Origin of the sequence: Sphingomonas telluris (assembly GCF_022568775.1) — a bacterium.
In the GTDB taxonomy this organism is placed as follows: domain Bacteria; phylum Pseudomonadota; class Alphaproteobacteria; order Sphingomonadales; family Sphingomonadaceae; genus Sphingomicrobium; species Sphingomicrobium telluris.
On the sequence record NZ_JAKZHW010000001.1, the window covers coordinates 352,543 to 364,871 of the forward strand.

A 12,329-nucleotide genomic window follows, 5' to 3' on the forward strand; every position below is an offset into this window, starting at 1 on the left:
GCGGCTGTTTTACCAAGATAAGTCACTTGGCGTGGGTTCGGGATAGAGGGTGGCCGACAACGAGGGTATCTGGAGTCGCGGCGGCGTTAACGTCGAAGAGCTGCCCGATCCGATTGCACCCGCTCATCCGGCAACGGGTGCGGAACCGCCGCTTCCGGAGGAAAAGCCGAGGCGCAGGCGGCGTTGGCCGATCATTCTCTACGCAGTCTCCAGCCTCGTCTTCATCACACTGATCTGGCTTATCGTTACCGCGCCCTTGTCGCGCGCTCTTGAACCGCTCGATGATCCCGCAATCCTCTACGTCTCGCAGGAAGGTGAGCCGATCGCTCGCCGCGGAGCGATCAAGGAAGCGCCGGTCGACGTCACCAAGCTCAATCCGGCGACGCCCGCGGCCTTCGTCGCGATCGAGGACCGCCGCTTCTACAGCCACTGGGGCATCGACCCGCGCGGCATCGGGCGAGCGATGGTCGCCAACATGCGCGCCGGCGGTGTCCGGCAGGGCGGGTCGACCATTACGCAGCAGCTCGCGAAGACCAGCTTTCTCTCGTCGGACCGGAGCATGAAGCGAAAGGCGCAAGAGGTGATCATCGCCTTCTGGCTGGAAGCTTGGCTGACCAAGCAGGAGATTCTCTCGCGCTACCTGTCGAGCGTCTATTTCGGCGACGGCGTGTATGGCCTGCGCGCGGCGTCGCGGCATTATTTCAACCGCTCACCGGAGAACCTGACGCTCGGACAGTCGGCGATGCTGGCGGGTGTCGTTCAGGCACCTTCGCGCCTGGCGCCGACGCGCAACCTGCAGGCCGCCCAGAACCGCAGCCGGCTGGTGCTCAAGGCAATGGCGGACACCGGTGCCGTCAGCCGCTCGCGGGCGAGTGCTGCTCGAATGGCGCGGCCGGTAATGCAGAAATCGAAGATCCCGACAGGCACCTACTTCGCCGATTGGGTCGCGCCGGCGGCGCAAAATGCCTTCGAGGCGGACTTCGGAACGGTGAAGGTCCGCACGACGCTCGACGCCGATCTTCAACGGATCGCTTCGCGCGCGATCGCGCGCGCGCCCATCGGAGACGGAGAGGCGGCTCTCGTTGCGATGAGGCCCGACGGCCGGGTCGTCGCGATGGTCGGCGGCCGCAATTACCGAGAAAGCACCTTCAACCGCGCAACGCAGGCGCGTCGGCAGCCGGGGTCCGCATTCAAGCTGTTCGTATATCTTGCGGCACTGCGCGCAGGCTGGACGCCAGACAGCATCATCGAAGACCGGCCCGTCACGATCGACGGCTGGACGCCGGCGAACAGCGACGGCGTCTACCGCGGGCCGATCACCCTCCGCGAAGCCTTCGCCCGGTCGAGCAATGCGGCGACCGTCAGGCTTTCGGAGAGCGTCGGCCGCGGCAATGTGCTCCGCGCGGCGCGAGAGCTCGGAATCTCGACGCCGCTTCCCAATTCCCCGAGCGTCGCCTTGGGCACGGCTGGCGTGAGCCTTCTGGAGTTGACCTCGGCCTATGCCGCAGTCGCCAGCGGCCGTTATCCGATCCGAGCCCGCGGGCTCGCCGATCAGGAAGAGCAGGGGCGGCTTGCCGACTTGCTCCACGGTGGGGGCAGCCTCGATCAGCGCCGCGACTGGGCGCCGATGCTCGATCTTCTCTACGCCGCCGCGAACAACGGGACGGGCAAGCGCGCGGCGCTCGCCGTGCCCACCTTCGGCAAGACCGGCACCACCCAGGGCAACCGCGATGCGCTCTTCGTTGGGTTCGCCGGCAACCTAGTCGTGGGCGTCTGGGTTGGCCGCGACGACGACAAGCCGCTTGGCAGGAAGGTCAGCGGCGGCACGATCCCCGCGCAGCTGTGGCACGACTTCATGGTCTCTGCGCTTGCCATCGACGGCCGCGCCGGTCCGCCGCTTCCCGCCTCGTTCCAGAGGCCGCAACGGACGCCCGCTCGCCATGAGCGCAAAAGCCCGCTACCTGAGGAATGGAGCGATGGCGCCAGGCCGCTCCGCCAATTCTTCAAGCAGATCGAGAAGCTGCTCGAGAAGAATCAATAGTTAATCTTTGGAAACCGGCGCTTTTAACCTCTTCTCAACTCCGGCCTTCTAATTCTGCAGCCGACCTTACGCGAATAGCGGGGGTGTGGGGACCAGTTCCCGGGATACAAGGACAGGAGACCGGAAATGTTCAAGCGCTTTGTCAAGCTGATGAATGACAGCAAGGGTGCAACGGCCATCGAATACGGCCTGATTGCAGCTCTCATCGCCGTTGCGGCGATTGGCGCGATGCGTGGCATCGGCACCAAGCTGAACTCGACCTTCACGAACGTTTCGTCGAACCTCTAAGTCGACGTTTCGCTCTAAACGGAACGGCGGTGCCGAAAGGCGCCGCCGTTTTCGTTTGCGCTGAACGGCGGTGCCGAAAGGCGCCGCCCGTTCCGTTTTCTTAACGCGCCTTCTTAGGAGTTTCGAAACCGTTTCGAGCGCAATCATCTGCGGCGCGACTTTCGCGGCGAGTTTCAAATCTCGGTAGTACGACCGTTGGGAGACCAGAAATGTTCAAGCGCTTTGCCAAGCTTATGAACGACAGCACGGGTGCGACGGCCATCGAATATGGCCTGATCGCTGCCCTGATCGCAGTTGCGGCCATTGGTGCGATGCGTAGCGTCGGCACGAAGCTCAACGGCACCTTCACGAACGTCGAGCAGAACCTCTAGTTTCTCGACGCTAGTGCCAAAAATAGCGGCGGCGCCGAAAGGCGCCGCCGTTTTCATTGTGAGACGGATTACCAGGCTTCGCGCATCTGCCGTCGAGTGCCGTAGCGCTCATCCTCGCGTCCGCTCGCGTGGCGCGATCGTTCCGACCAGCGCTCGTTGCGATCCCAGCTGCCGGAGTTCTTCAGCTGATCTTCGGTAATATCGACATGATAGCCGCCAAGTCGGGTGTCGAACGTGAGATCGTCCCAGTCGAGTGGAATGTAGCGATCGTCGAGGCCAAGGAAGCCGCTGCTATAGCGGAGCACGGCGTAGACGACCTGGCCGCGGAACTTGTCGACCATGAAATTGTGGATTGAACCGAGGCGTTCACCGTACCGGTCGTAAACCGGGGTACCTTCGACCTTGTTCGAGGCAATCAGGCGTTCGGTCTCATCTCTCGGGATATCGCGCCGTTCGTCGTCGGGGCCATAGCTGCGATCCCGAGACCGCTCACGCATCGGGCGGCTGCCCGAACTCTCATCCCGCATCATGTCGCCCCAGCCGCTGCGGCGCTGGCGCATGCTCAGCTCGCGCTGATCACCGCCGAAGAATCCGCCGCGACCGCGGTCCTCGTAATCGCTGTACCCGCTGTCGGGGCTGCGATCGCGGCTCATGAGGTCGTCGTCGCGCCAGTCGTGACGAGGCATGTCAACTTCTCCTCTGCTTCATTTGGTCATGAGGCGTGCGATCGTGGGCTCGCAGGCGCGGACCAGGACCGCACACTCCCGGAGTCAATCGTCGGCTGCGTGCGGCGTTCCCCGGCTGGTCGCGATGCGAGGGCCTGCTGCCGATTGCGTCCAGTAGGCAAAGAAAAAGGCGCCGGGTGGCGCCTTTTTCGTTTCAATCAGAAGGGGATGGTGGAGCCGAGGGGGAACGCTTTCCAGTCCCCCAAGCCACTGATCCAACATCGCTTTTTCTGCTGCTACAGCGAACGAAGTAGCATCTTTCTGTAGCAACTCACAATAGACGTGGCGGCTCACACCAAGCTCCGCGAACGTCCGCTTTGCGCCCATTTCGGTCGCTCCGAGTGGCGCCGGCGAGACCCGTAAGCGGCCCCTCGTTCAGCTATGTTGCTAATGTCCGGTTTCGACCCATTGCTGCCATTAGGCGCTAAGGCAGTGAGCCTCTTTGACGATGCGCCTCGCGAGTTCGGAATAGACCTCGGGACGGCGGCTGTCGTTCTCCACTACCTCAGCGTAAGTCACACCGTAGTCGGTGCCGAGTTCATCATTGGCCCGAGCTACGCCCTCTGAAACCCATTCACGGACTTCGTCAGCGGCGAGACCATCATGATGGCGACACTCGCCGACTGGAGGCAAGACAGTCACCTCCGCCACCCCTCCGTTCGGCTTGAGCCGCAAACCGAGATAGTTGTGGGTGGGGCCGGTGATGTGGGAGCCTCGGTAAAGGTCCCCGTCCTGTGAAACTCTCATGGCTTCAATGCTATCGCTGCGAATGGCAGCTTTCCACCCATTGCGGACGCTACCGTGTTGCAGCAATCTACAGACGTGAAGACCGTGATGCTCCGAGTTTGGCCTCTCGCCGCTGCCTCACTGCTCTTGCACGCGCCAAGCACCGGGCAGACGGTTCCCGAAGGCGTGCATAGCGACGCCGACGGCCCCTCAGACGTTTGCGGAGTTAGCGGAACTGATGCGCTCGCAATCCGGGAAAAGCTGAAATCTGATCCGACGGTTGTCGAAAAGCCGTCGGGATCAGATCGGTTCGAGACCTACTTTTCATCGCTTGAATCGAAGCAATGGACGGTCACCACAAGATTTGATGCGGCCTACCCGGCAGTGACTTGTGTGTACCTCTACAACTCTGGTGAGGGCACGGACATGGAACGACAGATGCGCTGCGACGCGAGCCGCGAGGCCTGCGATAAGCTGTTCCTTGAGTTCGACGCGCATGATGAACAAATCAGGAGACGGATAAGGGATCGCTGAGCGCGGAATGTCAGCTTTCGACCCATTGCTGCCATAAGAGCCGAAGCGCTACGCTCGCGAGGTGCGGGCTTATAAATCAATACGGAACTGGGTTGATCGCGACCTGACGCGTGGCGGGCGTCCCGGTGGGGGAACCGTCATTGTCGCACTCCTACCCATGGCTGGGCTGCCCCTCTTCGGAAATTCGTGGCGTTTGCCATGCCTACTACTCGTTTTGACCTGGGTAGGGTTCGCTGCTTGGCGGGCGTGGACGATATTCAAGACCGGCCTGATCGGTTCGGAACAATCGGACTGGATTGAGCCCAAATAGAAGCCTTCGCTTTCGACCCATTGCGGACATGAGGCCTTCGGGTATCAACGGCTGATGGATTGGCTAGCCTTCGTCGGTATTCCTGCAATCTGGGCGACAGCGGCGTGCTCTCCGTTCGTGAAAGCGCGCCGCCACCTTCTCGCATTCGCGCTGTCTGTGTTTGCGGGGCTACTCGCGTTCGCTTGCCTCAGGGTTGATAGCGAACAACTTTTCGCCGGCCTGTTCGCCGGAGCCTGCCTGACGATGGCAGTGATGTTCGTAATCATGTTCTGGAAAGAGCCCAGTCGGAACGTCCACTGACGACCCAAACGTGCCACAAGCGCAGCGGCGGCTTTCGACCATTGCCACACTAGCGTCAGCTCGAACGTCGCAACCGCGCAAATAAAAGCGCGGTGTTGATAGTCGAATAGCCGATGAGTCCGATCAACGCGTTGAATGCCAGCAGCAGCAAGAATGCTCGTCCGGCTATGCCTGACCATGGGCTGCGGAACGGCAACGCTACCAGCCAGAAGAAAGCCAGGATCGGCGCAGCAAAATAGGACGCAAGGCGTGCGACAAACCACAGCCGGAGGGTCGGGGTCGGTGTTACTCCACTATTTCTCGGTCGAACCAGAAGCAACCGCATCCCGGAACTCACTAAGAACCAGACGAACAAGGCCCCTAACGCGATGAGCACCCAAATTGGCGGAAGCAAATCTATCCCACGTGTCAAAACGCCAGCGACTAAGGCACATGCTGTAGCTGCTAGTCCGCCGATCATGGTGCCGCGTTCGAACTTCGCTTGTTGTGGCTGAAGCGGTTCTGGTTCAGCGTTGCCCACAGCATCTCCGACGAGGAAGCCAGATCTTGGCTACAATCCGTAGTGGCAGCTTTCCACCCATTCCTGCCGCTAGCGCTTTAGTGGCAGCTTTCGACCCAATCCGGACATTAACCGCCAAGCTCTTCTTTCGAACCATTGCGGACGCAGGGCCGCGTCGGCGAAGACGCGGCCCTGTTTCGCTGCACCTAGTGCCCGGCTGCCAGCGGCGCGAAATTGGCATGGACGAGCATCCATCGGCCGCCCTGTTTCGCATAGACTCGCGTCGACTTGGCAAGCGACGGGGCGACCTTGCCATCCGCAGCGCGACGGAGCCCGGCGAAATTGTAGGTCAGGATGGCGGTGTCGCCATAGACCTGCACGCGCCCATTCTGCATGTCGGAATACATCGCCTTGTCGTTGGGTGCGACCTCGCCCATCCGCGTGGACATGGTTTTGCCGACTAGAAGCGTCGGGAAGTCGCCGTTGAACTCGGTATAGTCCTCGGCGAGCGAGGCGTTCTGTTGGGCCATGGGCTCGCCGGCGATTTCCGAAGCCCACTGCGCCCGCGCCAAGGCCATGATCTCAGCGGCGACCTGCGGATTGTCGGCGGCCCGTGCGGGCGCGCCGATGATCAGCAGCAATGCGATCGTGCCCGCGGCGGCGCCGCGGGACCAGTTGGTCATGTTCATGGTGATGTCCTTCGCCTCGAGGAACTCTCGCGAGGGGGGTACATGGCGGCGGGACAATGATTGGCCCCTAGGGCCGCCGTCCAGCTTGCGCTCGGCCTATTATTGCCAATAGTCAAATATACGAGCGCCTTCCGAACACCACGCGCGCAGTGGCGTTCCGAGGCGGCTCCGGGGTAAACGTCCGCTTTCCACCCATTCCGGACGTTACCTAACCGCCACTTTGGAGTGCCAAACGCATAGGCGGAGCGGTCTCGTGGCTCGCGCCATCAAGTTCGGCTCGCCTGGAAAATTCTTCCCGGTCCCGCCTATTTCGCAGCGTGGTGGCAAGTCGCTGCCTGAAATCCCTGAGCGAACCACATGCTTTGCGTTCTCTTCGCGCGATTAGAATCCCTACCGGACCGAGATAGCTAGACAGGATCTTTCCCAACCGCTCCAGGTCGTCGCCGTTGATCTGGACTCCTTTTGCCGCCGCCAACATAGCTTCCGTTGATCGAGCCAAATTTCCGCTTGGGATATGCCGTTGCGGCGCTGAGTCCATGAAGCGCTCCCGCTCATCCTCAACTTGGATGTGTAGGCTAAGCAGGTCGTAGAGTCTCTCAACCGACGCTGCTTCTGAAGCGGCTTTTTTGACGAGAATCTGAGCGATCGGACCAACGACGGTTGCAAGCTGACGGGTGGCCGAGGCGATGACTTCCGGCTCATGGATACCGCCAAGCTCCCGGGCCGGTTCGCTGAATGACTTTGGGTTTCCGCGATCCTCTGCGATCGAGGCGAAACACTCCGTCAATGCCGCCTGGTAATCCCTGGTTGCGTCGATCAGATGCATGCGCGTTATTCGAAGCGGTAGATCGCAAGGCTCGATCATCACGGGAATGACGGGCTTCCCGCAATCGATGGCCAGGCCGATTTCATCGGCAACGTTTTCTGACGCGACGGAGCGGGGCGAAAGGATCACGATCACAGAGGAACAGGCTCGAATGGCTCGCTCAATCGCACGGTCCCAATGCTGGCTCGGCCGGAGGTCGAGCTGATCCATCCAAGTCGACGCGCCGAGCGACCGCAGATCATTTGCGAACCTCAGCGCGAAATGCTCGTCGGATCTCGCGTAGCTGAGGAAGCAGGTCCCCTCCTGGTCTGAAGTTGAAGCAGTCATCAGCTCAATCCCGGTCAATCATCTTGAAGGCCTCGATCACGCTGCGGTGCATGCGGGTAAAGGAGGCGCCGAGACGCCCGATCTCGTCTGACGAGGTGATGTGGATTTCGGGCATGTCGATGTCACCCATGCTGACCGCCTCGGCCCTCGTCGAAATGCGTTCGATCGGCCGGATAACGACGAAATGGAGCAGCAGATTGACCGCAACGAACAGGAGCAGGAGGAAACCGGCGAACGGCACGACGAAGAGCCGCCGAATGTGTTCGGCCCTGATGGCAGACGCGGCGTGAGGCACGGAAACCACCTGGGCTCCGGCGACTTCGCTGGCCTTCCATCCAAAACCGTTCTCGCTTCCATAGATCGCGACCATCGAAGCTGGCGCGGCCGCGGCGCTGCTGTGACATTCCATGCAGGCGGGCTTGGTTACAATCGGACGAGCGAGGACCGTGAATTGGCCGGTCGGAGTTGAGCGCTGCAGCGCAATTTCGGTCTTCTCGCGATGCGCTTTGAAATCATTGATAATGTCGGCTTCCCAGTCCGTCGCCCGGTCTTCCGGGTTGGTCGGATTGAGTGCCGCTTCGCGATAGGTGTAATCCGGATATCCTGTCCTGATCACCTCGGTGCTCTGCTTGGCAGCGTAGGCGGAGACGGCCTGAGGATAGAACTGATGGGTCATCCGAGCCTTGAGCAAGGGGGTGATCTCCTCGGCCGTATATTTCCTCGCCCCTGCCGCGCTCTCCATCATGATCCTCGCGCTCTGGAGGACTTCTTCCTGGGCGACCGCACGCACCAGCGGCTCTGCGGCCAAGGCGAAAAACCCGGCACCTACGGCCGCGATTGCAAGCATAAGGAGATTGAACTTCGTTCGAATTCCCAAGGAAACCTCCTGCTTCAAGCGAACGAGTTCCATTCCGAGGGCACTGGAATTTCGAAGCGCCGAATGCGGATCGCCGCTCGAAAAATCGCTGCTGGGAAGAAGAAGGCCCGCGTGCACGGCATTTACCGTTGCAGTGGGATTCGCAGATATAACCGCTTCACCGGATAACTTGACCGAAACCCCGCATACGTATGCGGAATGACACGTGAAGCGCGTCCTCCGCGGGGCGTTTCCACCCATTCCTGGCACTAGGGGGTTAGTGACAGCTTCCGACCCAAAGTTGCCGTCAGCGCAGTGGCAGGTTTCGGCCCATTCCTGCCATTAGCGAAGCGTCTTATCTCGACCCATCCTGCGGCGAACGCGGCATGTCAGCTTCTCGTGGATCGAAAGCCTCTTGCGAGCCCTGCTATCACACGAACTGAGGACGGCCCGCCTAGACCCGGTCCGAGCTAATCCGCTGGAATGGCACCCGTCAGCGCGGCGTCGCGCGTCGCCTTCTGCTGTGTCCGCAGGGCTCCGGACAGCCATCCTGCGATGTTTAGCGCGTAACGGTGCGTGTCCGCCATCGCGGCGGGCACGCGCTGCAGGCCGTCACCCGGCCTTTCGCTCACAAAGCTTGGGCAGCCGGACCGCGGGTCCCAATTGTAGTCGGCGAAGTGGTGGAAGGTGCTTTCGGCGATTGCTGCACCGCCGTGCTCGCCAGGCTCGAAGGCGACAGCGATGTTGAAGTCGACGCCGGTCGCCTTGCTCTTCCCCGTCACGATAACGCGCGCGTCCTCACCTTTCGGAGCGTCGATGTCGCCCTCGTGAGGGTGAGAAGGCAGGAAGCGGATCGAGCCCGTGGGTGATCGTTCGTTGGCGAGCACAGGATGCGCCTCGTCGATAACCTCGATCTCCTGGAAATCGCCGTTCGCCCCGGAGTGAAAGTTCGGCCAATCGATGTCGGTCGTATAAGGGTCGTCGCGCTTGCGACGGCTGACGTCCGGATCCGGCTGTTTCGAATGGAAGTAATGCGCCTTTCCAACTCCGCCCAAAGTGCAGACTGATGACCCCAAGTCCATGTGGTCGCGCGTCACGAGCAGTCCCCCGCCATTCTTCCGGAAGCGGGAGATGGCAGCGCAATCCTCCTCTGTGAGACCGCTCCCGGTATCAACCGCAAACAGCCAAAGCTCGTCGAAGTCGCTTCCATCAATGGTCGATAGCACCGAGTCCGGCTTGCCGGGCGGATCGCGATCGCGTGCCGTCACTTCATAGAGCAGGTTTCCGCTTTCATCGCGCGCGTCGCGAAGCAGCGCAGCGAGGCTGCTAAAGCGCGCGATCGACCAATCGTCTTCGGTGGTTGAGATGGTCGTCTGAAGGAGGATCTTCTTCGGCTCCGGCTGTTGATTCACAACGGGGCTCCTTGATCGGCAGGCGGGAACTCGGTGGTCTCTCTATACCAGGCGTATGCTCACGGGAGGGAGCCGCCTAATTGCTGTCTCGTAGCACCGAATGAAAGCGAACACCCGAATTAACCAAGTCTACTCCCCGAGCCGGCTCCAACGGAGTGTCTGCTTCCGACCCAAAGCGGACATAAGCCCTGAGCTAGTTCCCCGTAGTTCCCCCAATTAGCTTGGTCGCTTGGCGGAGCTACCGCGATTGTCGGATGGATGTGGGTTGAGCCTGCCCTGAGGCCAAGCCCACCGCAACTCCATTGGCAATTGGAAGAAGAGGGGGCCTCCTATGACGCACCGTATCCACGGAGGCCTGCTTCCAGCAGCAGCCATGGCTTTGACCGTCGCGTCCGGCCTGTCGTCATGTTCAAAGCCAGCAGAGCAAAATGCTGCTCAGGCAAATGCGACCGAGGAAAATGCGGGCGCGCAGGAAGCGACTGAGCCGGCCGCCCCATCGAACGATCAAAGCACGCAGAATGCTAAAGCCCTTCTGAAGAAGATGTCAGACTATCTCGCGGCACAGAAGGCCTTCTCGCTGAGCTATGACTCGGTGTTCGAGGTCGTCTCGGACCAGCACCAGAAGTTCCAGATTGCGACGTCCGGAACAGTCGACATGAGCCGGCCGGACAAGATCCGGGCGACACGCAAGTCGGGCTTCACCGATACCGAGACGGTGTTCGACGGGAAGACGCTGACGATCTACGGCAAGGGCAAGAACGCCTATGTCCAGGCGGAAGTACCAGGGACGGTCGACAATCTGATCGACCAGTTGCGCGACAGATTCCATCGGCAACTGCCGGGAGCCGACCTGCTCGGTTCCAACGTGTACGACACACTGATGACCGACGTCACCGACGTGAAGGACCTCGGAAGCGGTGTGGTCGGCGGACAGGAATGCGATCACCTCGCCTTCCGCGCCAAGGACACCGACTGGCAGATCTGGATCGCACAGGGCGCAAATCCGTATCCCTGCCGTTACGTGATCACCAGCAAGGGGGTCGACCAGGCGCCCCAATTCACGATGACGATCCGTGATTGGAAGGCAGGAGGCGCCGCCGATTTCGGTTTCAAGCCGCCCGCGGGTGCGACGAAGCTGGACGCCAAGGATCTCGAAACGCTCAAGGAAACGAGCGACCTGCCGGAAAATTACAAGATTGGAGCAGCGAAATGACCACGCCCAGGACGCTGAAGATTGTCCTGTTCGCGTCAGTTATCGCCATTCTCGGAACGGAGGCGGCCAACACGCTGACAGGGACGGACTCCTTTAGCCTGATTGCTCCAGCGGAAGCCAGAGTTGGTCGTCCCTTGACGCCCGTCAGTGTGGCCGGCGTTGCTCGACGAACGACACGGCGGTGCGCAGCTGGCGTGTACAACTGCTGAAAGCAAAGTTGGGCCGATGCTGCGCCCGTATCAGTAAGAAGCAAGCCGCGAGCCGGGAACAGGGATAGGCTGCGCCTCACTGGGTCCCATTCCTCGCAATTGGTGCGCACACGCGCGGGGGCCGCCGATGGAGGAGTTCCAGCTATTCTGGCCGACGGGCGAGATATCCGTCGCCACCACCGTCCTGAGAATCCTTCTGGCAATCGTGATAGCCGCGCTCGTTGGCTACGGGCTTCAGAAGGTAGGCATTCGTTACGGCAAGCGGGCGCCCCGAACAGAGCGAATGGAAAGCCAGGAGAATTTCCTGGTCTCGGGGATCCTCGTGCTGCTCGCATTGATGTTGGCCTTTACCACGAGCTTCGTCCTTGAGCTGTACGATCAGCGCCGGTTGCTCGCAGTCGAGGAAGCCAACGCAATTGGCTCCGCGTATTTCCAAACCCAGGCGCTTGATGAGCCGCACCGCACGCGCCTCAGCAAACTGCTTGCCGATTACACGGACAACCGTATCGCTCTTTCGACGGCGCCGGGGGATCGCCGGCAGTTGCTTGCCAGGAACGACCAACTCCTCACCGACATTTCGGCAGCTGTTCTTGCTGCAACCCAAACCGCTCGCGACAAAGGTGTCAGCGCGCCATTTTATATATTCTTCGCAAAAGTTCTCGACTACGACAGCGAGCGCAAGGTCGCTCGAATGTCGCCAGTGCCCGGCGGCATCTTGGTAACGCTCTACGCCTTCCTTGTAGTCACTGCGGGGCTTCTTGGTGCGGTCCTCAATGGCGCGCGACAGCGCATTATCGCCGCGATTTTATTTGTTCTGCTCACCTTGGCGGTCGCGATGATTGTAGATCTCAATCGGCCAACCAGGGGCACAATCCGGGAAAGTCAGCTGGGTCTCCTTCTGCTGAGGGACACGATGAAAATCCCGCGATCGGACTATGATCGCTTCAAATGAATAGCTGCGGGGGTGCCAACGGTCCGACCCCGAGAGGTCGGTCGGACATAA

14 protein-coding genes are annotated in these 12,329 nt (G+C 60.9%); 7 read left to right on the forward strand and 7 right to left on the reverse strand.

The features are described 5' to 3' along the window. The first annotated feature begins 49 nt into the window (after positions 1-49). The 3 genes from LZ016_RS01775 (at position 50) to LZ016_RS01785 (ending at position 2,700) form a co-directional block, all read left to right on the forward strand. Complete coding sequence (locus LZ016_RS01775) at positions 50-2,041, forward strand: transglycosylase domain-containing protein (protein WP_241445447.1); 1,992 nt, start codon at positions 50-52, stop codon at positions 2,039-2,041. Between the two features lie 126 nt (positions 2,042-2,167). Then, the gene (locus LZ016_RS01780; protein ID WP_241445448.1) at positions 2,168-2,329 is read left to right on the forward strand and encodes a Flp family type IVb pilin; all 162 of its coding nucleotides are present in this window, start codon (positions 2,168-2,170) and stop codon (positions 2,327-2,329) included. A 209-nt stretch (positions 2,330-2,538) separates the two neighbouring features. Continuing rightward, a complete protein-coding gene (locus LZ016_RS01785) occupies positions 2,539-2,700 on the forward strand; it encodes a Flp family type IVb pilin (protein ID WP_241445449.1) in 162 nt (53 codons plus the stop codon). Between the two features lie 68 nt (positions 2,701-2,768). Here LZ016_RS01785 and LZ016_RS01790 read toward each other — a convergent pair whose 3' ends face one another. Beyond that, positions 2,769-3,386 (reverse strand): PRC-barrel domain-containing protein, encoded by a 618-nt coding sequence (locus tag LZ016_RS01790; protein WP_241445450.1) that lies wholly within the window; start codon positions 3,384-3,386, stop codon positions 2,769-2,771. An 84-nt stretch (positions 3,387-3,470) separates the two neighbouring features. After that, positions 3,471-3,719, reverse strand: coding sequence for a hypothetical protein (locus tag LZ016_RS01795; RefSeq protein WP_241445451.1), 249 nt, complete (start codon positions 3,717-3,719; stop codon positions 3,471-3,473). Positions 3,720-3,857: 138 nt separating this feature from the next. Here LZ016_RS01795 and LZ016_RS15455 point away from each other — a divergent pair, with 138 nt between their 5' ends. Further along, positions 3,858-3,992 carry a hypothetical protein gene (locus LZ016_RS15455; RefSeq protein WP_277622491.1) on the forward strand — a complete coding sequence of 45 codons (135 nt, stop codon included), beginning with the start codon at positions 3,858-3,860 and terminating at the stop codon, positions 3,990-3,992. A gap of 234 nt (positions 3,993-4,226) precedes the next feature. Next, on the forward strand, positions 4,227-4,685 hold the full coding sequence (locus tag LZ016_RS01800) for a hypothetical protein (protein ID WP_241445452.1): 459 nt from the start codon (positions 4,227-4,229) through the stop codon (positions 4,683-4,685). Between the two features lie 665 nt (positions 4,686-5,350). On the opposite strand, the gene LZ016_RS01805 is transcribed toward LZ016_RS01800, so the two are convergent. The 5 genes from LZ016_RS01805 to LZ016_RS01825 form a co-directional block, all read right to left on the reverse strand. Then, positions 5,351-5,620 (reverse strand): hypothetical protein, encoded by a 270-nt coding sequence (locus LZ016_RS01805; RefSeq protein ID WP_241445453.1) that lies wholly within the window; start codon positions 5,618-5,620, stop codon positions 5,351-5,353. 380 nt (positions 5,621-6,000) lie between these two features. Further along, positions 6,001-6,540: a nuclear transport factor 2 family protein gene (locus LZ016_RS01810; RefSeq protein WP_241445455.1), complete on the reverse strand. Its 540-nt coding sequence runs from the start codon at positions 6,538-6,540 to the stop codon at positions 6,001-6,003. 151 nt (positions 6,541-6,691) lie between these two features. Continuing rightward, complete coding sequence (locus LZ016_RS01815; protein ID WP_241445457.1) at positions 6,692-7,636, reverse strand: toll/interleukin-1 receptor domain-containing protein; 945 nt, start codon at positions 7,634-7,636, stop codon at positions 6,692-6,694. A 4-nt stretch (positions 7,637-7,640) separates the two neighbouring features. Next, positions 7,641-8,513, reverse strand: a complete 873-nt coding sequence (locus tag LZ016_RS01820; RefSeq protein WP_241445458.1) for a Tll0287-like domain-containing protein — start codon at positions 8,511-8,513, stop codon at positions 7,641-7,643. 449 nt (positions 8,514-8,962) lie between these two features. Then, a complete protein-coding gene (locus LZ016_RS01825; RefSeq protein WP_241445459.1) occupies positions 8,963-9,904 on the reverse strand; it encodes a hypothetical protein in 942 nt (313 codons plus the stop codon). A 331-nt stretch (positions 9,905-10,235) separates the two neighbouring features. On the opposite strand from LZ016_RS01825, the gene LZ016_RS01830 reads away from it, so the two are divergent. Together LZ016_RS01830 and LZ016_RS01835 are read left to right on the forward strand one after the other, a co-directional pair. Beyond that, positions 10,236-11,117, forward strand: a complete 882-nt coding sequence (locus tag LZ016_RS01830) for a DUF2092 domain-containing protein (RefSeq protein WP_241445460.1) — start codon at positions 10,236-10,238, stop codon at positions 11,115-11,117. Between the two features lie 336 nt (positions 11,118-11,453). Next, entirely contained in the window at positions 11,454-12,278 is an 825-nt protein-coding gene (locus tag LZ016_RS01835) for a bestrophin-like domain (protein ID WP_241445461.1), read from the forward strand. Positions 12,279-12,329: the final 51 nt, after the last annotated feature.

Coding starts and splice junctions, on each gene's coding strand:
- LZ016_RS01780 (WP_241445448.1), top strand. CDS start 2,168: ATGTTCAAGCGCTTTGTCAAGCTGATGAATGACAGCAAGGGTGCAACG.
- LZ016_RS01785 (WP_241445449.1), top strand. CDS start 2,539: ATGTTCAAGCGCTTTGCCAAGCTTATGAACGACAGCACGGGTGCGACG.
- LZ016_RS01790 (WP_241445450.1), bottom strand. CDS start 3,386: ATGCCTCGTCACGACTGGCGCGACGACGACCTCATGAGCCGCGATCGC.
- LZ016_RS01805 (WP_241445453.1), bottom strand. CDS start 5,620: ATGCGGTTGCTTCTGGTTCGACCGAGAAATAGTGGAGTAACACCGACC.
- LZ016_RS01815 (WP_241445457.1), bottom strand. CDS start 7,636: ATGACTGCTTCAACTTCAGACCAGGAGGGGACCTGCTTCCTCAGCTAC.
- LZ016_RS01830 (WP_241445460.1), top strand. CDS start 10,236: ATGACGCACCGTATCCACGGAGGCCTGCTTCCAGCAGCAGCCATGGCT.
- LZ016_RS01835 (WP_241445461.1), top strand. CDS start 11,454: ATGGAGGAGTTCCAGCTATTCTGGCCGACGGGCGAGATATCCGTCGCC.